Origin of the sequence: Variovorax sp. KBW07 (genome assembly GCF_003852515.1) — a bacterium.
Taxonomy (GTDB): domain Bacteria; phylum Pseudomonadota; class Gammaproteobacteria; order Burkholderiales; family Burkholderiaceae_C; genus Variovorax.
Genome location: NZ_QAJK01000044.1, coordinates 12,806 through 37,251, shown reverse-complemented (window position 1 = coordinate 37,251; position 24,446 = coordinate 12,806). Strand labels below are relative to the sequence as shown.

Sequence of the window (24,446 nt, the reverse complement as noted above, 5' to 3'; positions counted from 1 at the left end):
ATCATGATGGGCGAATTCAGCCCCCCGGCGCAAAGCATTGCTTGCTCGCGCTGTTGCTCGCCTGCGGCGAAACGCCAGTCAGGCGTCGACCGTGGGGCCGAACTTCGCTGCCACGTAGGCCCGCATTCCTGCCACCAGGAGCGTTGGACCTTCTACCCAAGTGCCTCGAATTCCGCCGGGCCGCTCCTGCAGCTTGCCAAGAGAGATTGCGCACCAGGTCCCATTTCTTGCGGGCATGGGGGCAACGTGAATGCCTTCCCGTTCCAGGATGGGGCCGCCATGCCCCCAGTTCGAGGACGGTGCGAATTCGGTTTCGGATGGGCGGTTCTCGGCCTTTGCGACCCAGTAGTCGAGCAACGCGCCGGAGAGGGCAGAGGTTTTTGTTATCACGGTCTTCTGCTGGACGGAAAACCGGGCATTGTCACGTTGGACATTGCAGGGAGGTTGCGTTAACCCTCAGCGCACCAGAGTCATAGTCACCGGCGTGAAACTCGCATCTGGTTATCAGCTGCAACGACTTGAGCACTGCGCACCCGACTACGGCAAATGAACGCACGCTGCTCGCGCGCCGCAAGCGGTCGTCGCGTCTTGAGCACGCTTTGAGAGCCGCCCCTCCCCGTTGCTAACATTCTCGAAACATTGTTAATACCTGTGTAGTAGTTCCTATGTGCAGCAGGGCCACCCGGCTTAACCTTGCTGCATCATGCAAGCACCTTCACACGCCTTTGAATTGCCCGACGGCTGGACCGCGGATTTCGAAATCGTTCGTACACTCCACGGCTCCTACGCTGGGGTCGCCAAGCTGAGCCTGAGCGGCGTCCAGAAATGCGCGCTCGTGATCACGCAGCAGCTGACCTGGGACGGTGCCTTCGAACGTGCGCGCATCCGTGCCTATCACTTCGTCAGGGAGTGGGTTTCCGGACCACGCGGCTGATCGAATCGATCAATCATCAGGGTGTGCCGGGTCTTTCGCCATCTCCGGCGCAAGGAATGAAACAGCATTGACCTGGAATGCCCGACATGAAGAAAACCGAGGTTCTGGCGACAACCATCGAAATGGCGCGTTCGGGCCTCGGCTTCACGCCCGCGGATGCCTTTGCCTGCATCGCCGACCTGATCGAGCAAGAGGACGCCGAAAGTGAGCTCTACGACAGCAGGGTGGAAAAGCTGCTTCGCCTGGGCGCTTGTATCTGGACCCTGAGGCACGGCATGTTCTCGCCGTCCGCCGCCGAGATCGTTCCCGAAAAGCAGTCCAGATAAATAACCTGCCGGTCCTGGCGAGCCAGGCATCGAGCAGGCATGAAAAAGCCGCCCCGCGGGCGGCTCCGGATTCACATTCACATGGCCTGATTCAGACCTCGAGCACCAGCTCGACGTCCTGCACCTTGCGGCGCGACAGTGCGAGGTTGGCGCGGGCCTTGTCCAGCACGATGTAGATGAACAGGCCTTCCTTCTTCGCGACCGGGCGGATGATGTGGTACTGCTTGCCCAGCGTGATCAGGATGTCGTCGATCTGGTCGTTGAGGTTGAGCGACTTCATGGTCGCGAGCTTCGCGCGCACGACCTCGGTGTTGCCCGCTGCCGCGAGTTCGATGTCGACGCCCGAGCCGACGCTGCCCAGCACCATGCCGCTGGAGCTGTCGACCACCGCGGCGGTCAGTGCGCCGTCGATGTTCTGCAGTTGCGCGAGGGAGTCGTTCAAATTAGCCATGTAGCAGTCCAATCCGTTTGAGAAAAGTGTCGTTGGCAGAAAAAGGCCCGCAGCCCGGCCTAACGAGCGGCGCTGCGGACATACATGTATATGCGTGTATGAATCAGCCGACCTTGCGCAGCGCGGTAACGACCTCGCCCATGGTCCACAGCGCCCGGCCAAGGGTGGCGTCGGGGCCCAGCACGAAGCACAGCAGGCTCGGAAACGCGGCAGCCACGGGCTGCACGACCACTGTGCCTTGCTCCGCGTCGAACACCAGGCGCCGGCAATCGGTGAAAGCGAGCTCGCCGCCCACGGCGCGCGCCATGGCCATCAGCGAACTGGTCATGGCCGCGAGCTTGGCGATGTTCAGGCTGCTGCGCTGAATTTGCGCAATCTCGAATCCGTCAGGCGTGACCACCAGGGCGGTCCGCAGGCCAGCCAGCGGTGCGGCCAGTTCATCGAGCGCGGTTTGTGCGCCCAGCACGACGTGCGCGGGCAGTTGGGGTGATCTGAACTTCAAACGGTTTCATCCTTCAACGACAGCATCGAAGCCAGCACCTGGAGCATGTCGAGCATTTGCTGCCGGTCCCTGACATCGGCCTGCAGCACCGGCACGAGGCCGGCGCCTCTTTGCATCAGCGCTGCCGCGAAGGCGTCGATCTGCGCATGGGTGGCGGGGCGCGACACCAGCACAGCGGCCAGCGGTGACGATGGGCAACTGGCCACTTCGGCCAGCAGGCGCGCAGTTTCCGTCACCGCGTCGGGCTCGTGCAGATCGGTCATGACGAATACGCCAGCCGACGACGACAGCACCCATTGCCGGACGAAGTTGAAGCGTTCCTGGCCAGGGCAGCCGTAGATCTGCAGCTTGTCGCCATCGCCCAGGTCCACTTCGCCGAAATCGGCGCCGACGGTCGTGGTCGCCTTGGCGTGGGTGGCGGTGTCGAGGTTGGGCACGTCGCAGTCGACTGCGAGGTCGCCGCACACGGTGCGGATGGCGGTCGTCTTTCCGATGCCCATGGGGCCCATGAGCGCAACGCGCAAGTGGACGGACATCAGCGGCTCCCTGCTTCGGAGACGCTTTGCCGCAACCAGCGCGAGAGTTTGGAGAAGAAGCCGCCGCGATCGCGAGAGTTGGCGTTCGATGCCGTTGCTTGGCCGGAGGGGCGACGGGGCGGCGCACCGGTCACGCTCAACACGTCCAGGCGCTTGAGCTCGGCCAGCAGCTCGTGGGCCTGCCAGCCCAGCAATCCGCTGTGGTTGCACAGGCGCTCCATCGACATGGGTTCGCGCGTGAGCAACGCCATTGCACGGATGTAGCCCGGTGTCGACAACTCGGCCGGAAGCGTGACCCAGCGTCGCAATTGGTAGCTCGACGACGGCAACTCGGCATCCTGTGCGCGTTGCATGCGCTTCTGGTTGCGCACTTCGAGCAACCAGACGGCGGCGCGGTCGAGCGTGTCGAGCAACTGGCCAACCGTGAAGTCCGGCATCAACTGAAAACGCCGCGTGGCGCTGGTGGCCGCGGGTTGGGTGGAGGCGACGGCCGTGCCGACGAACACGGTGCAGGAAGAGCCTTCGGTCGGCAAATCCTGCAGGTCGCTGTCGCAGATCACCACTTCCGCACGCGGCAAAGGCGCTTCCTGCCAAGCCAGAACCGACTTGCGCTCGGCCACCGAAAACAGGGTCTGGAAGCGCTCACGCACTGCAGGTGAGAGCAATGCCGCGTTGAAAGTAGCCGTGTGCGAACGCATGGTTTGGAAGGACGTTCCAACAGTTCGGAGCGCTATCGCGTCTCTTCGCCGCAGACCTTGTCAAAATGAAAACAAAAGTTAGTTTATGGGGTAAACACCAAGTTTTTGTATCAATGTGGTACCGCTGAAGCGCCGTCGCGCGGCAGTAATTCACAAACCACGTGAATGCTTGCGTGCAGGCTGCTGTCCAGCCTCAGCGGCGCGTTTTTGGGGCTCGAAATTCTGCCGGCAGGGCTGCGCGCCAGACATGCGAATGTGTCCGGGGCGATGGGCAAGGGGAATGGCGTCAGCGCCATGTGCGGCGCTGCGTGTCTCCAACCGTCAGGCAACCGTTTTCGGTTGCTGTCCGGAGACGAGGTGCGTCAGCAGGTCAGTAGCACTGGAACAGGACACCCTGTTCCGCAGGCGCCTTGCCGAGCCATCGGGGCGTCATGCTCCGAGCGTCGCAGTAGTCGGCAGCCTGGACGTAGGTGACGGCGCGCAGCACGCCCTCTCGAACCTGCGTGATCTCGTTGGGAGCGGTCGAGCAGCCAGCGATGACCAAAGCGAAAGCGAGGGGAAAGAGGGTGCGCCAATTCATCGGGCCATTCTAAGACGCCGTGTCGACAGGGCGGGGCTCGCGGCCCGGGTACAGGTACTTCGCGTAGCTGCCGGATTGGCCGAACATCTGCCGCGCCAGTTGCACCGGATCTTCGCCTTTGTGTTTCTCGTAGAGCACCGGTCCCCAGATGATGAAGCCGTCGATGCTGAGGCTCCGGGGCGCGGGTTCGATGGCTTTCCACGCGTGCGCGAATTTGGAGATCCAGGCCAGGGCTTCCGCCAGCGCGTGGTTGCGAGAGGTGGCCGCTTCTTCGTTCAGGGACATGGGACATCCTTTGGTGAATGACTGTACAAATATACAGTAAACTGTGCCCATGGAACACATGACAACCATCCCCGGATTGCAGCCCGCGATGCGGGTCGGTTCTCTTTTCCACCGGTGTTCGCACCGGTTCCCGGTTTCTCCTTGACGGGTCTGCCGTCCCCCGCTGGTCAACCTGTGCGGGGACCTTGATGCATTTGCCAGCAGCAAGGCTTTTCAAGCCCAACCCCGCGGTTGGGCTTTTTTTTTGCCCGATCGCAGGGCTATAGTCGGCCAGCGCTGTCGCGGCGCACCCGTTCCCAGCTCAGAACACAAGGCGCAAGAGCGTTTTTCAAAGCGCTTTTGCCGCCTGTCTCGACCCGAAAAAGGATGCTCGTGCCGGATTCCCTGACCTCCACGCTGACGAGCTATTACGACGCGGTGCCCTACGACTCGCACCCGTTCCCGCAGTCGGCGATGGAGCACCTGGAAGCGCTGGCATTCCTGTTCGGGCTCGACGCCCCGGCCCCGGCTTCGGCCCGGGTACTGGAACTCGGCTGCGCGGCCGGCGGCAACCTGATTCCCTTTGCGGCGCGCCACCCCGAGTCACGCGCGCTGGGGGTCGATCTCTCGACGGTGCAGGTCGCGCAAGGCGTGGAAGTCATCGGTCGCGCGGGGCTCTCGAACATCGAGCTGAAGGCTTTCGACATCGCGGGCATCGACGCCTCGTTCGGCCAGTTCGACTACATCGTCTGCCACGGCGTCTACAGCTGGGTGCCCGGCCCGGTGCAGGACGCGATCCTGCGCATCTGCTCCGAGAACCTGGCCCCGAACGGCGTGGCCTACGTCAGCTACAACGTGTACCCCGGCTGGAAGGCGCGCGAGATCGTGCGCGACGCGATGATCCTGCGCGGCGGCCCGCGCGACACGCCGGACGAAAAGCTCTCGTATGCCCGCGGCATGCTCGAATTCCTGGAGCAGTCGGCCCGTCCCGACAGCGTGTTGAAGAAGGCGCTCGATGAAGCCATGCCGATCGTGCGCGGCGCCAACCACTCGTACCTTCTGCACGAGTTTCTGGAGCCCTTCAACGCACCGTGCTACTTCAAGGAATTCGTCGCCCGCGCTGACGCACATGGCCTTGCCTACCTCTGCGATGCGGAGCCGTCGACCATGTTCGTGCAGAACTACGGCGAGAAGGTGCGCGACCCGCTGCTGCGCGAATGCGGTGGCAGCCAGGTCATGATGGAGCAGTACCTCGACTTCCTGGTCAACCGCACTTTTCGCCAGACGCTGCTGGTCAAGCAGCCGAATGCCCGGGACATCCGCTACCGCCTCGACCCCGCGCGCATCCGTGCGCTGGAGTTCGCCGGCAGCTTTGCGTCCGAAGATGGCGCAGCGCTCGCGCTCGATGCCCGCGAGCAGCCTTGCCGTGCAATTCGTGGCCTGAGCGTCACGCTGCGGTTGCCCGTGCACAAGGCCGTGGCGCACCTGCTCGGCGCCAGCTATCCGGCATCGATGCCCGCCGATGCGCTGATTGCCGCGGCTGCCAAGCTCGTGAACCGGCCGGTCGCCGAGATCGACGCGGCCGTGATGGCCATGCTCGAAGAGTTGCTGATTCTCGGTGCGCTGCGCATCCGGCGCACCCCGGTGCCCACCGCAACAGCGGTCTCCGGCTTGCCGCAAGCGTTGACCGCGGTGCGCGTTGCGCCTGGTCTGGCGCTGGGGGCTGGCGCTACGGCCAGTGCCTGCAACCAGTGGCACGAGTCCGTCGGGCTCACGCTGCTCGAGCGAAGCCTGCTGCCACTGCTCGACGGCACCCACTCGCACGAGGCGCTGGCCGAACACCTGGCGGCGGAAGTGCATGGCGACCGCCTGCGTTTCATGAAAGACGACAAGCCATTGACCGATCCGTCGACAGTGAAAGAATTCGCCCAGCAGCAGGTCGCGCTGGCGCTGGATGCCTTGCGACGCAAGGCATTGCTCACGGCCTGACCCCCCGTCTCATTCATTCGCCATCGAACCTACAGAGGAGACTTCAACATGCAACAAATCCACTGGACTCCCAAACTGCGCGCAGCCGTTGCGGCGGTGCTCGCGCTGGCAGCCGCCGGCGCGTCGAATGCCGCGTCGCAGGCACCGGTCGCGGCCGAGCACGGCATGGTCGTGAGCGCGCAGCATCTGGCCAGCAAGGTTGGCGTCGACGTGCTCAAGCGCGGCGGCAACGCCGTTGATGCGGCCGTGGCCGTGGGCTATGCGCTGGCCGTGGTCTACCCGGCCGCGGGCAACCTGGGCGGCGGCGGCTTCATGACCGTGCAGCTGGCCGACGGCCGCAAGACCTTTCTCGACTTCCGCGAAAAAGCACCGCTGGCCGCCACGGCCAACATGTACCTCGACAAGGACGGCAACGTCGTCAAGGGCCTGAGCACCAACGGCCACCTGGCCGTCGGCGTGCCGGGCTCGGTGTCGGGCATGGAATACGCACGCGAAAAGTACGGCACCATGAAGCGCGCCGACCTGATCGCGCCGTCGATCCAGCTGGCCGACAAGGGCTTCGCGCTGGAGCAGGGCGACATCGACATGCTGCTCACGGCCACCGCCGACTTCAAGAAAGACCCGGTCTCCGGCGCCATCTTTTTGAACAAGGGCGAGCCCTTCGCGGTCGGCCAGAAGCTGGTGCAGAAAGACCTCGCGAAAACGCTGAGGGAGATCAGCGCCAAGGGCCCCGACGGCTTCTACAAGGGCTGGGTCGGCAATGCCATCGTGGCATCGAGCCAGGCCGGCAAGGGCATCATCACGCAGGCCGACCTCGACCAGTACAAGACCCGCGAACTCGCGCCGGTCGAGTGCGACTACCGCGGCTACCGCGTGGTGTCGGCACCCCCGCCCAGCTCGGGCGGCGTGATCATCTGCGAAATGCTCAACATCCTCGAGGGCTACCCGCTCAAGGACCTGGGCTTCCGTTCGGCCCAGTCGGTGCACTACCAGATCGAAGCCATGCGCCACGCCTACGTGGACCGCAACAGCTACCTGGGCGACCCCGACTTCGTGAAGAACCCGCTCGACCGCCTGCTCGACAAGGGCTATGCCGAGAAGATCCGCGCCGCCATCGACCCCAAGAAGGCCGGCGTTTCGAAGGACATCAAGCCCGGCGTGGCGCCGCATGAAGGCAGCAACACCACCCACTATTCGATCACCGACCAGTGGGGCAACGCTGTCTCGGTGACCTACACGCTGAACGACTGGTTCGGCGCCAAGGTCACGGCCGCCAAGACCGGCGTGCTGCTGAACAACGAGATGGACGACTTCACCTCGAAGATCGGCGTGCCCAACATGTACGGGCTGGTGCAGGGCGAGGCCAATGCCATCGCCCCGGGCAAGCGCCCGCTGAGCTCGATGAGCCCGACCATCGTGTCGAAGGACGGCAAGCCGGTGTTCGTGGTCGGCACGCCCGGCGGCAGCCGCATCATCACGGCTGTGCTGCACACCATCCTGAACGTGGTCGACTACGGCATGAACGTGCAGGAAGCCGTCGATGCGCCCCGCTTCCACCAGCAATGGCTGCCCGATGTTACCAACGTCGAGACCTTCGCGATCAGCCCCGACACCCGCAAGATCCTGACCGACATGGGCCACAACCTGGGCGTGCCGCAGCCGGCCAACCACCTCGCGGCGATCATCGTCGGCGCGCCGTCCCTGGGCGGCAAGCCGGTCGGTGCCAACCGCTTCTACGGCGCCAACGACCCCCGCCGCAACACCGGCCTGGCTGCGGGCTACTGAACCTGCGGCAAACTCGAAGGCGGTCGTGCCCCTGTCGGCGCGGCCGCTTTTTTCATTTCCCATGCATCTGCAAGACATCCTCTATACCCAGGGCTTCGGCACGCGGCGCGTGTGCGCCGGCCTGGTCCAGCAAGGCCACGTGACCATCGCGGGCGCCGTGGTCGACGACCCCTTCGAAGAGCTCGACCCCGAAGGCCTGCTTTTCACCGTCCAGGGCACCGGGTGGGCGTACCACGAGAAGGCCTACCTGATGCTGCACAAGCCGGCCGGCACCGAGTGCTCGCAGAAGCCCTCGACCTACCCGAGCATCTACACGCTGCTGCCTTCGCCGCTGCGGCTTCGGCCCAACAAGGGCGCGGTTCAGGGCGTGCAGGCCATCGGCCGGCTCGACCAGGACACCACCGGCCTGCTGCTGCTGACCGACGACGGCCAGTTCATACACAAGATGGGCTCGCCCAAGCACCACGTGCCCAAGGTCTACGAGGTCACGGCCAAGCACGAGATCGACGAGGCGCAGATTGCCAAGTTGCTGGCCGGCGTGGTGCTCGACGACGACCCGAAGCCGGTGCGCGCGGCCGCCTGCGAGTCCGACAGCCCGCTGCACCTGCGGCTCACGCTGACCGAGGGCAAGTACCACCAGGTCAAGCGCATGCTGGCCGCGGTCGGCAACCGGGTCGAGGGGCTGCACCGCTCCCGCATCGGAGGGCTCGTGCTGCCCGAAGGCCTGGCGCCGGGGCAATGGCGCTGGCTGACCGCCGACGAGGTTGCGGCGCTGCGCGCACCGGCCGCCAAGCCCGCCAAGCCGTCCCAATAGTGGCGAGAGGGCGCAGAAAGGTCGCACAAAGGTCGTAGAAAGGCAGCCGCCGCGGTCAGCCAGCCTTAATGCATGGCCGTTAAGATCGTCAGCTCTCTCTCGGAACCTTCCCTTGCGACTTCCTGCCCGACCGAACGGCCGCATCGCGGCCTTCCTGCTTTCCTGCCTGACGGCGCTCGCAACCCTGGCGGCACCCCCCGCCACCGCCGCGCCGTCCGATCCCCCTCCGATCTTCGTGCTCAACTCGCTGGACGCCAGCGTGAGCGTGATCAACCCGGTCGACTGGACGGAAAAACAGCGCATTGCCACCGGCAAGGAGCCGCACCACATCTACATGACGCCCGACGAAAAGTCGGTCATCGTGGCCAATTCGGCGGGCGACTCGCTGACCTTTCTGAACCCCAAGACGGCGGAAGTGCAGCGCGTGGTGTACGGCATCATCGATCCGTACCAGCTGCAGTTCTCGCGCGACATGAAGTGGTTCGTCACCGCGGGCAACCGCCTGAACCACGTCGACGTCTACCGCTGGGATGGCAAGGACCTGAAGCTCGCCAAGCGCATCGCCACCGGCAAGACGCCCAGCCACATCTGGATCGACAACACCAGCACCATCGCCTACGTGACCATGCAGGACAGCGATGAAATGATCGCCGTCGACCTGCCCACGCAGACCGTCAAGTGGCGCACCGCCACCGGCACCATGCCGGCTGACATCTTCGGTACGCACAACGACAAGACGCTGCTGGTCGGCCTGACCGGCGGCGACGGCGTGCAGGTGTTCGACGTGGCCGGCGCGCAGCCCAAGCTGGTCGGCAAGATTCCCACCGGCAAGGGCGCCCACGCTTTCCGCTCGGCGGGCGACGGCAAGACCGTGTTCGTGAGCAACCGCGTCGCCAACACCATCAGCCGCATCGACCTGGCGACGCTGAAGGTCGTCGCCAACTACGCGGTACCGGGCGGCCCCGACTGCATGGACGTGTCGGCCGACGGCAAGACGCTGTACGTCACCTCGCGCTGGGCCAAGAAGCTCACGGTGGTCGACCTGGCCAGCCAGAAGGTGGTGCGGCAGGTCAATGTCGGCCGCTCGCCGCACGGCGTCTGGACGCTGGACCATGGCAAGCGTACGTAGGCGCGCTGGAGCGGCCTTCGCGCTGCTGCTGGCCGGAACCATGGTTCCCGGCGCCTGGGCGGCGCAAGGTGCTGGTGCCTCCTGCGAAAAACCGGTCTACCTGACCTTCGACACCGGCCACATGGGCATCGCCCCGCTGGTGGCCGACGTGCTCAAGCGGCAAGACGTTCGCGTCACTTTCTTTGCCGCCGCCGAGCGCACCCAGACCGACGGCGACAGCCTGGACGACCACTGGGCGCCGTGGTGGAAGGCGAGGGCGGCCGAAGGCAACGAATTCGGCTCGCACACCTACGACCACGCCTACTGGCGCGGCGACATCAAGGGCACGCCGCCCAGCTTTCGCATCAAGCCGTCGGCTGGTCCGCAGAACGGAAAAGAATCCGTCTGGAGCGCGGCCGAGTACTGCGCCAACATCCGCAAGTCGTCCGAGCGGCTGGCGCTCATCACCGGCAAGAAGCCATTGCCGCTGTACCGCGCGCCGGGTGGCAAGACCTCGCCGCAACTGTTGGCGTCCGCCAAGGCCTGCGGCTACGAGCAGGTGGGCTGGGCGCCCGCCGGCTTCCTGGGCGACGAGTTGCCGAGCGAGAAATTCAGCAACGCGAAGCTGCTCACGCAAGCGCTCGACACCATCCGCCCCGGCGACATTCTTCTTGCGCACCTGGGCATCTGGTCGCGCAAGGACCCTTGGGCGCCGGCCAACCTCGAGCCGCTCATCGTCGGCCTGAAGGCCAAGGGCTTCTGTTTTCAAACGCTGCGCCAGCACCCGGACTACCGCGCCTGGATCGCATCCCACCCCTGAGTTCGCGCCGTGATCGATTGGCTGACTGACCTTTTTTCCGCACTGCAGGGCTGGTTCTTCGAGACCGCCGTGCAGCCGCTGGTCTATGCCGTCGGCCTGGGCGGCTGGACCGAAGACGCCTTCGACGCCACCGGCTGGCTGCTGGTCGGACTGATCCAGATCGTGGTGCTGATCGCGGTCATCGGTCCGCTGCAGCGTTGGCGCTCGGTGGAGCCGGTGGTCGACCGCCACGCCATCCGCATCGACGTGCTGTACACGCTGATCCACCGGCTCGGCCTGTTCCGGCTGGCGCTGTTCTTCACGCTGCAGCCCTTCTTCGACGACGCACTGGGCAGCCTGCGTACGGCCGGCTGGGGCACCTTCCACCTCGATGAAGTCTGGCCCGGCGTGACCGACGTGCCGGTGGTCGCCTTTGCCATCTACCTCGTGGTGCTCGACTTCGTCGGCTACTGGATCCATCGCGGCCAGCACCAGTTCAACTGGTGGTGGGGCCTGCATTCGCTGCACCACTCGCAGCGCCAGATGACGATGTGGAGCGACGACCGCAACCACCTGCTCGACGACATCGTCCACGACACGCTCATCGTCATCGTGGCGCAACTGATCGGCGTGGCGCCGGGGCAGTTCATCGCTTTCGTGGCCTTCACCCAGCTCAGCGAGAGCCTGCAGCACGCCAACCTGCGCCTGAGCTTCGGCGCCATCGGCGAGCGGCTGTGGATCAGCCCGCGCTTTCACCGGCTGCACCACAGCATCGGGCTGGGCCACGAGTCGAACGGCAAGAGCACGCTGGGCGGCCACAACTTCGGCGTGCTGCTGCCGTGGTGGGACATGATGTTCGGCACCGCCAACTTCGAAGCCCGCTACGACCCGACGGGCATCCGTGACCAGGTCGAGCCCGGCGCCGATGGCCGTGTGCGCGAGTACGGGCGCGGCTTCTGGGCGCAGCAGTGGCTGGGCTTGAAGCGAATGGTCGGTCGCGGTTGAGGGCCACAGGCCCCTGAAAACCCGGGCCGAGGCGTTATCCTCGCACCCTCATGCGCCTGCTCCTCGACTCCTTCTGGCGCGCGGTCGCCTACTGCATGCTGCCGCGCGTGATCGTGCTGTCGCTGCTGCCGTTGGGCCTGATGGTCCTGCTGGCCTCGGTGCTCGGGTACTTCTATTGGGACGCGGCCGTGGTCTGGACGCGCGGCGCACTCGATGCCTGGCCGCTGCTGGCCAGCTTCTGGGCCTGGATCGGTCGGCTGTTCTCCAGCGACGTCACGGCCTTGCTGGCGCCGCTGGTGGTGGTGTTTGCCGCCACGCCGCTGGTCGTGGTGCTCTCCCTTCTGATCGTGGCCGGCTTCATGGCGCCGGCGCTCACCAAGCTGGTGGCCGAGCGGCGCTTTCCCTCGCTCGAGCAGAAGAAGGGCGCTTCGTTCATCGGCAGCGTGGCCCGCTCGCTCGGCGTCACCATCCTCGCGATGATCGCCCTCGTGGTCTCGATGCCGCTGTGGCTCATTCCGCCGCTGGTGCTCATTCTCCCGCCGCTGATCTGGGGCTGGCTCACCTACCGCGTGATGAGCTTCGACGCGCTGGCCGAGCACGCCAGCCCTGAAGAACGCGCCGCGCTGCTGCGCGCGCACCGGCTGCCACTGCTGCTGATCGGCGTGCTGTGCGGCTACCTGGGCGCCGCGCCGAGCATCGTGTGGGCCTCGGGCCTGCTGTTCGCCGCCGCCTTCTTCGTGCTGGTGCCGATCGCCATCTGGATCTACACACTGGTTTTTGCCTTTTCGGCGCTCTGGTTCGCCCACTACTGCCTCGACGCGCTCGGGCAACTGCGAGCCCAGCGCGCGGTGGCCGAGGCTTCGGCCGCCAGTGGCGCCGGCGGCACCGCGGCCATCGAGGTCTTGGAAGCCAACAAGGCCGCTCTTTCTCAATGGGGTTCACCATGACACGCGCATTCGGTCTCATCGTCGTCGGCGACGAGATCCTCTCCGGCAAGCGGGCCGACAAGCACATGGCCAAGGTCATCGAGCTGCTCGCCGCGCGCGGCCTGCAACTCGGCTGGGCCGAATACGTCGGCGACGAGCCCGCGCGCATCACCGCCGCGCTCGAGCGGGCTTTTGCTTCCGGCGATATCGTGTTCTCCACCGGCGGCATCGGCGCCACGCCCGACGATCACACCCGCCAATGCGCCGCCAAGGCGCTGCGCGTGCCGCTGGCCCTGCACCCGGAGGCCGAGCTGCTGATCCGCGAGCGCATGCAGGACACGGCGCGCGAGCAGGGCGTGCCCTACGAGCCCGACCGGTCCGACAACGTGCACCGGCTCAACATGGGCGTGTTTCCGCAAGGCGCCGTGCTCATCCACAACCCGTACAACAAGATCCCCGGTTTCAGCGTGCAGGACGTGCACTTCGTGCCCGGCTTCCCGGTCATGGCCTGGCCGATGATCGAATCGGTGCTCGACAGCCGCTATGCCGACCTGTTCACCCGCAACGCCGTCGCCGAGAAGTCCGTGATCGTTTTCGGTGCCATGGAGGCCACGCTCACCCCGCTCATGCAGGCCATCGAAGACACCCACGCCGGGATCAAGGTGTTCAGCCTGCCCAGCGTTGACCACCCCGAATACGGCCGCCACATCGAGCTGGGCGTCAAGGGCGACCCCGGCCGGCTCGATGCCGCCTATGCCCAGTTGCTCGAAGGGTTGCACACCTTTGATGCCAAGCTTGGCCCAGAATTGGTGCGTTGATACTTAACGCACCAATTTGGTGAAATTTCGCCTCCATTTGGCGTATGCAGTGGTCACCAAAGCCTCGCGGCGTGAGGTGACAATGGCACAGAAACTGCATCCCTCGTCCCTGTATTCCCAATCACCATCCAACTCAGGAGAAACTGATGGCAAAGACCGTCGCCGATGTACTCAAGCTCGTCAAGGAAAACGAGGTCAAGTTCGTCGACTTCCGCTTCACCGACACCCGCGGCAAAGAGCAGCACGTGACCGTGCCCGTGTCGCACTTCGATGAAGACAAATTCATTTCGGGCCACGCATTCGACGGCTCGTCCATCGCGGGTTGGAAGGGAATCGAAGCCTCGGACATGCAGCTCATGCCCGACCCGAACACCGCCAACATCGACCCCTTCTTCGAAGAAACGACGCTGATCCTGACCTGCGACGTGATCGACCCGGCAGACGGCAAGGCCTACGAGCGCGATCCGCGTTCGCTCGCCAAGCGCGCCGAAGCCTACATGAAGGCCTCGGGCCTGGGCGACACCGCTTTCTTCGGTCCGGAACCCGAATTCTTCGTGTTCGACGGCGTTCGCTGGAAGAACGACATGTCGGGCTGTTTCGTGAAGATCGAATCCGAAGAAGCCTCGTGGAACACCGACAAGGAATACGAGCACGGCAACACCGGCCACCGTCCGGCGGTCAAGGGCGGCTATTTCCCGGTTCCCCCGGTCGACAGCTTCCAGGACATGCGCTCCGAAATGTGCCTGGTGCTCGAATCGCTCGGCATCCCGGTCGAAGTGCATCACCATGAAGTGGCCAACGCCGGCCAGATGGAACTGGGCACCAAGTTCAGCACGCTCGTGCAGCGCGCCGACTGGGTCCAGCTGCAGAAGTACGTGATCCACAACGTGGCCCACGCCTACGGCAAGACCGCCACCTTCATGCCCAAGCCCATCGTTGGCGACAACGGCTCTGGCATGCACGTGCACCAGTCGGTCTGGAAAGACGGCAAGAACCTGTTCGCCGGCGACGGCTATGCAGGCCTGTCGGACTTCGCCCTGCACTACATCGGCGGCATCATCAAGCACGCCCGTGCCCTGAACGCCATCACGAACCCCGGCACCAACAGCTACAAGCGCCTGGTGCCCGGCTTCGAAGCCCCGGTGAAGCTGGCCTACTCGGCCAAGAACCGTTCGGCCTCGATCCGCATCCCGTTCGTGGCCAACCCGAAGGGCCGCCGCGTCGAAGCGCGCTTCCCCGATCCGCTGATGAACCCGTACCTCGGTTTCGCCGCGCTGCTGATGGCCGGCCTCGACGGCGTGGAAAACAAGATCCATCCGGGCGAAGCCGCCAGCAAGGACCTGTACCACCTGCCGCCGGAAGAAGACGCGCTGATCCCGACCGTGTGCCACAGCCTCGACCAGGCCCTGGAATACCTCGACAAGGACCGCGCCTTCCTCACCAAGGGTGGCGTGTTCACCGACGCGTACATCGACGCATACATCGAGCTCAAGATGCAGGAAGTCACGCGTTTCCGCATGGCGACCCATCCGGTCGAGTTCGACATGTACTACTCGCTGTAATCGCCTGAACAGCCCTCTGCGCAAGGGGAAGTAAGACAAAAGGACGGCCCTGGCCGTCCTTTTTCCTTGGCGTGGAACATCTGGTCACCAGTGGCGTCGAATTGCATGAAAATGCGCCTTTGTCGCGCCCTCCACCGATACACATGAAGACTGCTTCCCTCATTTTCCTGACCGGTTCATTGCTCGCCGCGCTGCCTGCGTTCGCGCAGGAGCGCGTCTGGCGTTGCGGCAACGAATACACCAACAACGCCACCATCGCCCAGCAAAAAGGCTGCAAGGTCATGGAAGGCGGCAACGTCACCGTCGTGCAGGGCACCAAGTCCTCGGGTGGCGGCGGCGGCAGCGGTTCTTCGGGTTCCGGTTCGTCGGCTTCGCGCGCACCCGCCGGCAGCCCGCGCGTCGAAGGCGTCGACCAGCGCGCCCGCGACGGCGAGGCCCGCTCGGTGCTCGAGTCCGAGCTCAAGAAGGCCGAGGCACGGCAGGCCGAGCTCAAGAAAGAATTCAACAACGGCGAGCCCGAGAAGCAGGGCGGCGAGGCCAAGAACTACCAGAAGTATCTCGACCGCGTGGCCGAAATGAAAGCCGAGCTGGCGCGCAACGAAAGCGACATCGCCGGCATTCGCCGCGAAATCGGTCGCCTGCCGCCGGTCCTCAAGCAGCAGTAAGCAGCAGCAACACCAAGGAACGCATGGCATTCGGGAAGAAGGCGGTTGGCGCCAACACGCGCTTTCAGACCTTCGACCTGCTGTCCACGCTCATCGCCGTGGTCAACAGCGACGGCTCCGTGCTGTTTGCCAATGCAGGCCTCGAAGACGCTCTGGGCACCTCGCGACGCACGCTCGAAGGCTCGCAGTTCGGCGCCTGCTTTCATGAGCCCCAGGTGCTGCGCACCGCCATCGACGGCGCACGCAGCAACGACTTCGCCACGCTGCGCTACGAAGCCTTCCTGCGCCGCGTCAACCACGAGCTGATGCCCGTGCAGGTCACGCTGGCGCAAGGCGACAAGCCGGGCGAGCTCATCATCGAAATGTCGCCGCTGGAGCAGCAGGTGCGGCAAGACCGCGAAGAGCGCCTCATCGACCAGGCGCAGGCCAACAAGGAACTCATCCGCAACCTCGCGCACGAGATCAAGAATCCGCTCGGCGGCATTCGCGGCGCGGCGCAGTTGCTGCAGATGGAGGTCGAGTCGCGCGACCTCATCGAATACACGCAGGTCATCATCCACGAGGCCGACCGGCTGCAGACGCTGGTCGATCGGCTGCTGGCGCCGCATCGCCGCCCGCACGTGGTGGGCGACGTCAACATCCACGAAGTCTGCGAACGCGTGCGCTCGGTCATCCTGGCGGAGTTTCCGCGCGACCTGCACATCGAGCGCGACTTCGACGTGTCCATTCCCGAGTTTCGCGGCGACCGCGAACAGCTCATCCAGGCCACCCTCAACATCGTGCACAACGCCGCGCAGGCGCTGTCGGAGCGGCGCGCGGCCGGCGATGCGCAGATCACTTTCAAGACCCGCGTGGCCCGCCAGGTCATCTTCAACAAGCAGTGGTATCGACTGGCACTGGAATTGCATGTAATCGACAATGGACCGGGTGTGCCGGACACGATCAAGGACCGCATCTTCTATCCGCTCGTCTCGGGCAGGGAAGGCGGGACCGGGCTGGGACTGACGCTTGCACAAACTTTTGTGCAACAGCATCACGGCGTGATCGAGTGCGACAGCGTCCCGGGCCGGACCGATTTCAAGATACTGATACCGCTGCCCTAGCGCAGCACGGCAACAAGGAGATGCATGAAGCCGATCTGGATAGTTGATGACGACCAATCGATTCGCTTCGTGCTCGAGAAGGCTCTGCTGCGCGAAGACCTGCCCACGCGCAGTTTCACCAACACGCGCGAGGTGCTCGCCGCACTCGAACAGGCCGCCGACGACGAACAGCAAGGCCCCCAGGTCCTGGTGAGCGATATCCGCATGCCCGGCGGTTCCGGGCTCGACCTGCTCGACAAGATCAAGGCCAAGCACCCCGGCCTGCCCGTCATCATCATGACGGCCTTCTCCGACCTCGACAGTGCCGTCTCGGCGTTCCAGGGCGGCGCCTTCGAATACCTGCCCAAGCCCTTCGACCTGCCGCGCGCCGTCGAGCTCATCCGCCGCGCCGTCGATGAAAGCCAGCGCGAAGAAGTGGCCGAAGAGCGCATGGTCGCCGCGCCCGAAATGCTCGGTCAGGCGCCTGCCATGCAGGACGTGTTCCGCGCCATCGGCCGGCTCTCGCAAAGCAACGTCACGGTGCTCATCACCGGCGAATCGGGCTCCGGCAAGGAACTGGTGGCGCGCGCGCTGCACAAGCACTCGCCGCGCACCAACGGCCCCTTCGTGGCCATCAACACCGCGGCCATTCCCAAGGACCTGCTCGAGAGCGAACTCTTCGGCCATGAGCGCGGCGCCTTCACCGGCGCGCAAACCATGCGGCGCGGCCGCTTCGAGCAGGCCGAAGGCGGCACGCTCTTCCTCGATGAAATCGGCGACATGCCCTTCGACCTGCAGACGCGCCTGTTGCGCGTGCTCAGCGACGGCCATTTCTACCGCGTGGGCGGCCACAACTCGGTCAAGGCCAACGTGCGCGTCATCGCGGCCACCCATCAAGACCTGGAGCAGCGCGTCAAGCTCGGCGGCTTCCGTGAAGACCTGTTCCACCGCCTCAACGTGATCCGCCTGCGCCTGCCGGCGCTGCGCGAACGCGGCGAAGACGTGCCCGCGCTCACGCGTCACTTCCTGCAGGTCAGCGCGCGTCAACTTGGCGTCGAACCCAAGCGCATTTCCGATGCGGCGCTGGCCAAGCTCGCAACCTTCGGCTTCCCCGGCAACGTGCGGCAGCTGGAGAACATCTGTCACTGGCTGACCGTGATGGCGCCGGCGCAGTTGATCGAGGCCAAAGACCTGCCACCCGAAGTGATGGCCGTGGCCAACGGCAGCGTGGCACCGGTCGGCGATGCGCAGCATTCGGCAGACCTTGCGGCTGCAACGTCTGCAGCGCCGCCCCTGGCGTCCGCCACAGCGCATGGGGCCGAGCACGAGCCGCTGGCGGCCACGGGGCTCGCTTCCTCGGCCTCTGAAGGCGCATCTACAGCGGCAAGCGGTATCAGCAGCTGGGAAGCCGGCCTCGAGGTCGAAGCCCAGGCCCTGCTGGCCGCCGGACGCACCGACGTGTGGGACGTGCTCTCGCGCCGCTTCGAGTCGCGGCTCATCCTCACGGCGCTGGCCAATACGCGTGGCCGGCGCATCGAAGCCGCGCAAAAGCTCGGCATCGGCCGCAACACCATCACACGAAAAATCCAGGAACTGGGTATCGAATGACAAGGGCCTTCAAAGGCCCTTTTTTTATCGGCTCCGCTGGCCCAGCGTCAGCGAATCCAGCTGGAATTTTCCGCTCTTGTCCCAGAGCCACGTGTCGACATACGTGTGGCCTCCGAGCTTGCCCGGCGAGGGCAACGGCGACGTTGCCTTGATCAGCTCCGCAATCATCGGCGGCACCTCCGGCGCATGGCTCGGCACGCGGCTGAAGCTCACGTTCACGACCTTGCCGTTGGCGTCGATGTCCGTCTCGACCACCACCACCGCATACACCAGTGGCGGAATCTTTCCCTTGTAGATGCGGCTCGCGTACTTGTTGTAGATGTGGCGCGCGCCGATCTTGCGGTAGGTGCGAATGGCCGGCGTCTGCGCCGTGATCAGCCGCACCGTCGGAATGTCGCGGCTGCCCGGCGAGGCTTCGTCCGTGGGCGAGGCCGATGCCGGATTGCCGTCTTCCGTCTTGTTGTCCGCCGGCTTCAGCAGCGAACAACCGGCGATGGCGAAGGCAGCGGTGGCAATGGCCATCGTGCGCAGCGCCCGCGAAAGCACCGGAGGGGCGGAGAGACGCGAAGAAGAGGTAGCAGCAGTTGCGCGCGCGGTCATATCGGGGCCGGCCGTTCAGACGCTCTGATCGAGTTCGAGCACCACCGGTGCATGGTCGCTAGGCTTCTCCCACTTGCGCGGCACGCGGTCGATCACGCAGCCCTTCACGCGCGGCACCAGCGGTTCGCTCACCAGGATGTGGTCGATGCGCAGCCCGCGGTTCTTCTGGTAGCCCAGCATGCGGTAGTCCCACCACGAGAAGCTCTTTTCCGGTTGCTCGAACATGCGAAAGCTGTCTTTCAGGCCCAGCTCCAGCAGCGCCTTGAAATGGTTGCGTTCTTCCGTCGTGTGGTGAATCGTTTCCTTCAGTCCCACCGGGTCGAAGCTGTCGCGGTCTTCCAGCACGATGTTGAAGTCGCCCAGCAGCACCAGGTTCGGATGCGCCGCCAGTTCCTGGCGCAGCCATTCGCGCAGGGCGTCAAGCCACTTCATCTTGTAGGCGAACTTTTCGGAGCCCGGCTCCTGGCCGTTCACGAAGTAGCAGTTGACCACCCGCACCGGGCCCGAGGGCGTATCGACCGTGGCCGCGATCACGCGCGATTGCTCGTCCGTGAAGCCGCTGATGTTCTTCACCACGTCGCGCACCGGCGCAAGGCTCAGGATGGCCACGCCGTTGTAGGTTTTCTGGCCGAACACGGCCGCTTCATAGCCGGCCGACTTGAGCACCTCGAGCGGGAACTTGTCGTCGGTCATCTTCAGCTCCTGCAGGCAGAGCACGTCGACCGGATTGGCAATGAGCCAGTCGAGCACGTGCTGCAGGCGGGCGGTGAGGGAGTTGACGTTCCAGGTGGCGATTTTCATAGTCTCTGTAACTATTTGAATTAGATAGAAGAACGTGATTGTTCTCTAGCGTACCCGAGAGCGCGCGCGCCCGCGACAGAGAGGCGCGGGCGCGTGATGGCTTGCTGCCCAGGTGCCCGTGGGCACTTTCAGGCTTCTCAGGGATTCAACGTGCTCAGCGACTTGCCGGCGCTGAACAGCATGGTCACTTCCTTCGCGCTCAGCGAACGGTTCCACAGGGCGACATCGTTGTACTTGGGGGCAACGGCGCCGATGGTGTAGCCGCTCTGGTAGTACTTGCCGGTGGCGTCCTCGTTGAAGACCAGTGGGCCTGTTGTGGGCAGCATCTTCACCATGTCGAGCGCGGCCAGGTCGAGCGCCGTGTTCTTCAACGTCTGCCCCGGCGTTCCGACGTAGGCCGTTGCCTTCTTCGCCACCGTGTCAACGTTCAGCGCGATGTAAACCCATTGGCTCGACGGGATCGACAAGTCGGCATCGGCCCGCTGCTTGCCGTCGCCGAAGTTGAAGGTCAGCGTGTTGGGCGAATCTTTCTGGCTGATGATGAACCCAGGGTTCGCGCCCGACGCCCAGTTCTTGTTGGTCACCACGGGCAGCCACGACTGCGCGGCATCCGAGTTGAACCAGAAACCAAGCGTGAACTGCGCACGCCCCGCGAGCGCGGCAGGCATCACATAGCTGTTGACCTTCGGATCGATCACCAACGCCTTGCCGCCCAGCCCGTCGGCAATGTAGACGGGTGTCGTGGGCGGTGTCGGTTTCAGCAAGGCGAAGCCGGGTCCACCCTTGGTGTCACCAAGGCCGGTGTCGAACGAAATGAATGCGAGCAACTGGTTGACGAGCGTTGGTGCCAACCGGTCCAGCGGCTCGACGTAGTTGATCTCGGCGCGCGTGGAAATTGCCACCGCATCGGCGGCCACGACGTAGTTGTACGCATAGATCTTTTCGCCCTCGGCGCCAAGTCCCGGCGGTGTGTCGGCCCAGGCCGTGGCGGTCGGCGGAAGGGTCTGGATCAGGGCGCCATCGCGATAGACCTTGATCTCGGCCGGCGGCGGCGCGTCGGCTGCCAGTCGCCAGCTCAGGTCGATGGTCTTCGGCGTTGCGACCGCGGTGCTGCTGCGCAACTGCTGCACGCCGGGCGGAGCGAACAGCGACTGCCCGTCCATGGTCCAGCGCCCGGGGTCCGCGGTGGCCACGCCCATGAAGGCCAGCACAGTGGGGGTGATGTCGGCCGCGCTCGAATAGTCGTACAGGTTCAGGGGTGCCGCGGTATTGAACAGCGGATTGGCCGGCTTGTTCAGCGCAATGAACGTGGTCTTGTCCGCTTGCGGCGGTGGCACGGGCGCGCCCTTGGCGCGCAGGGCCCTGTCGGCGGTTGCCAGCACCAGCCACTCTTCCTTGGGGTTCTGTTGCTGGCGCGCCCGGACGGCCGCCAGCAGCTTGCCCACCTGTTGATCGAGGAGCACCAATGCGCCCTGGTAGTCGGCATCGGTGCCCGTGCCCGCGATCGGGGCCAGCGCGTGGAAGTTGGCCAGTACCAGGTCGTTGTTGCCATCGGCGATGGCCTGCGTCGATGAAACGGCAACGCAGAGGTCGACGCCCGAGCAGTCGATCATGCGGTCGACCGTGCCGTCCTGCACGTCCGGCTGGAGCAGCCCGGCCAGCAACGAGCTGCCGGCCACCACCGCCGTCTTGTGGGCAGGAATGCCCGCCTTGAGCTGCCTGAACACCGTATCGGCTTTCAAGGCCTGGGGCACGGCATCGGACGTCACCTGGTGCCGGTTGGCCCACGTGCCGGTCACGATGGTGGCCCAGCCGGGGCCGCTCAGCGTGTCCTGCTGCGTGACCGTGCCGGCCAGGCCACCGGTGTAGGCCGCGTTGATTTCAAGCTGCGCGAGCGCCGGCGCGCGTTGCGCCGAGACGGCCTGCTTCAGCTGGTTGATGTTCAGGCCGTCGATGCCGATCAACAGCACTTTCCTGGTGGTCTTGGCTTCCGGCGGTGGGTTGCCCTGCGCCACGGGAAATCCCCCGTTGCCGCTGCCGCCGCCGCAGGCGGACAGGAGGCCCGCCAACAGCACGCAAGAAACAATGCTCTTCCAGACGGTGACAGGCATGGGGTGATCCGTGGTGGTTGTAGAAAAATGAAACACGGGGCGCTGCCTAGATCGATTCCAGGGCGATGCCGCCGATCTTCGGATCGGTCAGGCTGTGCCGGCCGGTCTCGACATGGCCCGCGAAGCGCCGCAGGAAGCCATCGCCCGTGTTCGCGGTCACACGCACGTCGAACCACTGCGCACTGGCGGAAAGGTTCCATGTGTCGCTCAGCGAGGCGCCGGGCTGCAGCACGTGGGTGCGGGAGTCGGCGTTGTCGTAGCCGTTGGCCAGGAAGAAGGTGCACGCCGCCTGTCCCGCGTTGCTCAGCGTCAGCACCAGGTTGCCGTTGGTGATGTCGTAGCAGGCCCGCACTTCCGGCCGCGCCCCCCCGTCGCCATCGGCGGCAACCAGGCGGCCCTTGAACTGGTTCAAGAAGCCGTTGGGGCCGTACACCGAGAAGTCGTACACCGGCTGGGCCTGCGCGTTGCCCGTGGCGTCCGGTGTCCAGCTGTCCGACAGCGTCTTGCCGGCCTCCACCGAGTATTGCCAGGGGCCCTTGCGGTCATTGGCATCCTTGAAGACGCGCTCGGGAAACACCGAATCGTCGGGCTCCCAGGGCTTGTCGGCATCGTCGAAGGTGGCGTGGTTGTTCGCATAGACCATGAACCCCGCACCGGCGGTTCCCGTGTTGGCAAAGTCGATCCAGAAGCGCTTGCCGTCACCGTCAACCCGGGCGTGCGCGAACAGTTCGTATGGCAGTGCGCGCGTCGGCCGCTGGCCTGTCTTCTGCACGGGGCGCGATGCACTGACCGGCGGCTTCGGGGGCGGCAGCCCGTTCAATGATGATGCTACGGCAAGGTCCTTGTAGTCTTCCGTGGGGGGCAGGGGAGGCAGGGCACCGTCGGGGTTCTTGAAATCGAATGCCGTGGTCAGGTCGCCGCAGATCGCGCGGCGCCACGGAGAAATGTTTTCGCATTCCACACCGAAGCGCTGTTCGATGAAGCGCAGCACCGAGGTGTGGTCGAACACCTGCGAGCACACCCATCCGCCCTTGCTCCATGGCGAGATCACCAGCATCGGCACGCGCGGCCCCAGCCCGATGGGCACGCCGTTGTAGTTCTCCGCATCGACGGACACCGTGCTGCGGCCCTGGTAGCCATACAGCCTGGTGTTGACCGGCGGCACGTAGGCCGGCATGTGATCGAAGAAGCCGTCGTTCTCGTCGTAGTTGACGATGAACACCGTCTTCGCCCAGACCGCCGGATTCGAGGTCAGCGCGCGCAGCAGCTTGTCGACCAGCGCCTGGCCCGCGGCGGGGGTGTCCGTGGGGTGCTCGCAAAACACATCGGGGCAAACAATCCATGACACCGCTGGCAGCGTGCCGGCCATGACGTCCGCCTGGATGGCATTCGCCAGTACCTTGTCGGCGTTCTGGTCTCTGTTGCCGTTGTTCGGACCCACGTAGGCGCGGCCTCGCTTGAACAGGTCGGAGCCCTTGTCCAGCTTCCTGAACTTCTTGTGGTACGCCAGCGAGTTGCAGCCGTAGTTCGAATAGGCCTGGTAGACGCGCCAGTCGATCCCCTTTTCTTGCAGCTGTTCGGCGTAGCTCTTCCAGCGCAGGCCCTCCCATGCCTCGTCCTTGCTCATATCTCCAGTCCAGTTGTTGTCCAGCTCCTTTCCCTTGAGCCTCTTCTTGCTGTTTGCCGGGTCCTGGCCGCTCAGCGTGTAGACGCTTGCGCCGCCCGTGTAGTACTGGCGGTTCGGCTCCGTGTTCGCAAAGATCCCGCAGTGGTTGGCATCGCAGATCGTGAAGGCATCGGCCAACTGGTAGTAGAAGGGGATGTCCTGCTCGGTGTAGTAGCCCATCGACATCTGGCTTTTCAGGGGCACCCAGGTGTCCCAGTTCTTCCACAGGCTCTGCGACAGTTTCCAGCTGTGATCGGTCCCGCCCACCTGGTGTGCGGTGGTGGTGCTTGTGTCGAGGCGGAACGGCAAGACGTAGGGCAGCTTCGCTTGCGCCGCAGGGTCGCTTTCATACCACTCCTGTGTCTTGTGCCAGTTGTCGAAGCCCACATTGCCGCCGGTGCCGCGTTGCGCGCCATTGCGGCCAACGCTCTGGTACCACACAGGCCTTCCGCTCGGCAGCGGAACTGGCCTCGGGTCGCCGAAGCCGCGCACGCCGTTCATCGTTCCGAAGTAGTGATCGAACGAGCGGTTCTCCTGCATGAGCACCACGATGTGCTCGACGTCCTTGATGCTGCCCGTGGCGTTGTTCGCGGGAGTCGCGAGCGCGCGACGGATGCTCAGTGGAAACGCGGCCAGCGTGGCGGCGGTCAGGCCGGTGGTGGCGGTATTGCGCAAGAAGCTGCGTCGTGAAGTCATGGTCGTTCCAGGCGGTTGAATCTCAGGGGGCGCAATGCACCACGGGCTTCGGCGTTGCGTCGGCAGGTGTGTCGGGGATGGGCTGTGGCGTGGCAACGGGCAGGCCGGTAACGCTATTCC

General features: G+C 64.9%; 25 protein-coding genes. 14 read left to right on the top strand and 11 right to left on the bottom strand.

The features are described 5' to 3' along the window. Positions 1 to 78: 78 nt before the first annotated feature. Complete coding sequence (locus DBV14_RS09425; protein WP_260396886.1) at positions 79 to 390, bottom strand: DUF2591 domain-containing protein; 312 nt, start codon at positions 388 to 390, stop codon at positions 79 to 81. 313 nt (positions 391 to 703) lie between these two features. On the opposite strand from DBV14_RS09425, the gene DBV14_RS09420 reads away from it, so the two are divergent. After that, positions 704 to 934, top strand: coding sequence for a hypothetical protein (locus tag DBV14_RS09420; protein ID WP_124458923.1), 231 nt, complete (start codon positions 704 to 706; stop codon positions 932 to 934). 86 nt (positions 935 to 1,020) lie between these two features. Continuing rightward, positions 1,021 to 1,260, top strand: a complete 240-nt coding sequence (locus DBV14_RS09415; RefSeq protein ID WP_124458922.1) for a hypothetical protein — start codon at positions 1,021 to 1,023, stop codon at positions 1,258 to 1,260. 91 nt (positions 1,261 to 1,351) lie between these two features. Here DBV14_RS09415 and DBV14_RS09410 read toward each other — a convergent pair whose 3' ends face one another. The 6 genes from DBV14_RS09410 to DBV14_RS09385 all read right to left on the bottom strand — a co-directional run bounded on the left by DBV14_RS09410 (position 1,352) and on the right by DBV14_RS09385 (position 4,312). After that, the gene (locus DBV14_RS09410) at positions 1,352 to 1,711 is read right to left on the bottom strand and encodes a hypothetical protein (protein ID WP_124458921.1); all 360 of its coding nucleotides are present in this window, start codon (positions 1,709 to 1,711) and stop codon (positions 1,352 to 1,354) included. Between the two features lie 103 nt (positions 1,712 to 1,814). Then, positions 1,815 to 2,213, bottom strand: coding sequence for a roadblock/LC7 domain-containing protein (locus DBV14_RS09405; RefSeq protein ID WP_260396885.1), 399 nt, complete (start codon positions 2,211 to 2,213; stop codon positions 1,815 to 1,817). Next, entirely contained in the window at positions 2,210 to 2,749 is a 540-nt protein-coding gene (locus DBV14_RS09400) for a GTPase (RefSeq protein WP_124458920.1), read from the bottom strand. Before DBV14_RS09400 ends, DBV14_RS09405 begins: the two co-directional genes overlap by 4 nt. Beyond that, on the bottom strand, positions 2,749 to 3,447 hold the full coding sequence (locus tag DBV14_RS09395; RefSeq protein ID WP_124458919.1) for a hypothetical protein: 699 nt from the start codon (positions 3,445 to 3,447) through the stop codon (positions 2,749 to 2,751). Before DBV14_RS09395 ends, DBV14_RS09400 begins: the two co-directional genes overlap by 1 nt. Positions 3,448 to 3,817: 370 nt before the next feature. Further along, positions 3,818 to 4,027 (bottom strand): hypothetical protein, encoded by a 210-nt coding sequence (locus DBV14_RS09390; RefSeq protein ID WP_124458918.1) that lies wholly within the window; start codon positions 4,025 to 4,027, stop codon positions 3,818 to 3,820. A gap of 9 nt (positions 4,028 to 4,036) precedes the next feature. Next, positions 4,037 to 4,312 carry a hypothetical protein gene (locus DBV14_RS09385; RefSeq protein ID WP_124458917.1) on the bottom strand — a complete coding sequence of 92 codons (276 nt, stop codon included), beginning with the start codon at positions 4,310 to 4,312 and terminating at the stop codon, positions 4,037 to 4,039. 372 nt (positions 4,313 to 4,684) lie between these two features. Between DBV14_RS09385 and DBV14_RS09380 the strand changes: the two genes are divergently transcribed. From DBV14_RS09380 to ntrC, 12 genes are all read left to right on the top strand, one after another. After that, on the top strand, positions 4,685 to 6,280 hold the full coding sequence (locus DBV14_RS09380) for a class I SAM-dependent methyltransferase (RefSeq protein ID WP_185545978.1): 1,596 nt from the start codon (positions 4,685 to 4,687) through the stop codon (positions 6,278 to 6,280). A gap of 48 nt (positions 6,281 to 6,328) precedes the next feature. Beyond that, on the top strand, positions 6,329 to 8,065 hold the full coding sequence (gene ggt / locus DBV14_RS09375; RefSeq protein WP_124458915.1) for a gamma-glutamyltransferase: 1,737 nt from the start codon (positions 6,329 to 6,331) through the stop codon (positions 8,063 to 8,065). A gap of 61 nt (positions 8,066 to 8,126) precedes the next feature. Next, positions 8,127 to 8,879, top strand: a complete 753-nt coding sequence (locus tag DBV14_RS09370) for a pseudouridine synthase (RefSeq protein ID WP_124458914.1) — start codon at positions 8,127 to 8,129, stop codon at positions 8,877 to 8,879. A gap of 112 nt (positions 8,880 to 8,991) precedes the next feature. Next, positions 8,992 to 10,008 (top strand): beta-propeller fold lactonase family protein, encoded by a 1,017-nt coding sequence (locus DBV14_RS09365; protein WP_124458913.1) that lies wholly within the window; start codon positions 8,992 to 8,994, stop codon positions 10,006 to 10,008. Further along, positions 9,992 to 10,807 carry a polysaccharide deacetylase family protein gene (locus DBV14_RS09360; protein ID WP_124458912.1) on the top strand — a complete coding sequence of 272 codons (816 nt, stop codon included), beginning with the start codon at positions 9,992 to 9,994 and terminating at the stop codon, positions 10,805 to 10,807. The genes DBV14_RS09365 and DBV14_RS09360 overlap by 17 nt, the downstream gene beginning before the upstream one ends. 9 nt (positions 10,808 to 10,816) lie before the next feature. After that, positions 10,817 to 11,791: a sterol desaturase family protein gene (locus tag DBV14_RS09355; protein WP_124458911.1), complete on the top strand. Its 975-nt coding sequence runs from the start codon at positions 10,817 to 10,819 to the stop codon at positions 11,789 to 11,791. A gap of 50 nt (positions 11,792 to 11,841) precedes the next feature. Beyond that, positions 11,842 to 12,738, top strand: coding sequence for an EI24 domain-containing protein (locus DBV14_RS09350; RefSeq protein WP_124458910.1), 897 nt, complete (start codon positions 11,842 to 11,844; stop codon positions 12,736 to 12,738). Continuing rightward, positions 12,735 to 13,535 carry a molybdopterin-binding protein gene (locus DBV14_RS09345; protein WP_185545977.1) on the top strand — a complete coding sequence of 267 codons (801 nt, stop codon included), beginning with the start codon at positions 12,735 to 12,737 and terminating at the stop codon, positions 13,533 to 13,535. Before DBV14_RS09350 ends, DBV14_RS09345 begins: the two co-directional genes overlap by 4 nt. A 146-nt stretch (positions 13,536 to 13,681) precedes the next feature. Continuing rightward, on the top strand, positions 13,682 to 15,097 hold the full coding sequence (gene glnA, locus DBV14_RS09340) for a type I glutamate--ammonia ligase (RefSeq protein WP_124458908.1): 1,416 nt from the start codon (positions 13,682 to 13,684) through the stop codon (positions 15,095 to 15,097). A gap of 143 nt (positions 15,098 to 15,240) precedes the next feature. Then, complete coding sequence (locus tag DBV14_RS09335) at positions 15,241 to 15,762, top strand: hypothetical protein (protein WP_124458907.1); 522 nt, start codon at positions 15,241 to 15,243, stop codon at positions 15,760 to 15,762. A gap of 23 nt (positions 15,763 to 15,785) precedes the next feature. Then, positions 15,786 to 16,865 carry a nitrogen regulation protein NR(II) gene (gene glnL / locus DBV14_RS09330; protein ID WP_124458906.1) on the top strand — a complete coding sequence of 360 codons (1,080 nt, stop codon included), beginning with the start codon at positions 15,786 to 15,788 and terminating at the stop codon, positions 16,863 to 16,865. A gap of 24 nt (positions 16,866 to 16,889) precedes the next feature. After that, on the top strand, positions 16,890 to 18,452 hold the full coding sequence (ntrC, locus tag DBV14_RS09325) for a nitrogen regulation protein NR(I) (protein WP_124458905.1): 1,563 nt from the start codon (positions 16,890 to 16,892) through the stop codon (positions 18,450 to 18,452). 24 nt (positions 18,453 to 18,476) lie between these two features. Here the strand turns inward: ntrC and DBV14_RS09320 are convergent, their stop codons facing one another. From DBV14_RS09320 to DBV14_RS09305, 4 genes are all read right to left on the bottom strand, one after another. Continuing rightward, positions 18,477 to 18,974: a hypothetical protein gene (locus DBV14_RS09320; RefSeq protein ID WP_124458904.1), complete on the bottom strand. Its 498-nt coding sequence runs from the start codon at positions 18,972 to 18,974 to the stop codon at positions 18,477 to 18,479. Between the two features lie 93 nt (positions 18,975 to 19,067). After that, positions 19,068 to 19,853 carry an exodeoxyribonuclease III gene (gene xth / locus DBV14_RS09315; RefSeq protein ID WP_124458903.1) on the bottom strand — a complete coding sequence of 262 codons (786 nt, stop codon included), beginning with the start codon at positions 19,851 to 19,853 and terminating at the stop codon, positions 19,068 to 19,070. 137 nt (positions 19,854 to 19,990) lie between these two features. After that, positions 19,991 to 21,964, bottom strand: a complete 1,974-nt coding sequence (locus DBV14_RS09310) for a LamG-like jellyroll fold domain-containing protein (protein WP_124458902.1) — start codon at positions 21,962 to 21,964, stop codon at positions 19,991 to 19,993. A 46-nt stretch (positions 21,965 to 22,010) separates the two neighbouring features. Then, complete coding sequence (locus DBV14_RS09305) at positions 22,011 to 24,326, bottom strand: phosphocholine-specific phospholipase C (protein WP_124458901.1); 2,316 nt, start codon at positions 24,324 to 24,326, stop codon at positions 22,011 to 22,013. Positions 24,327 to 24,446 lie beyond the last annotated feature (120 nt).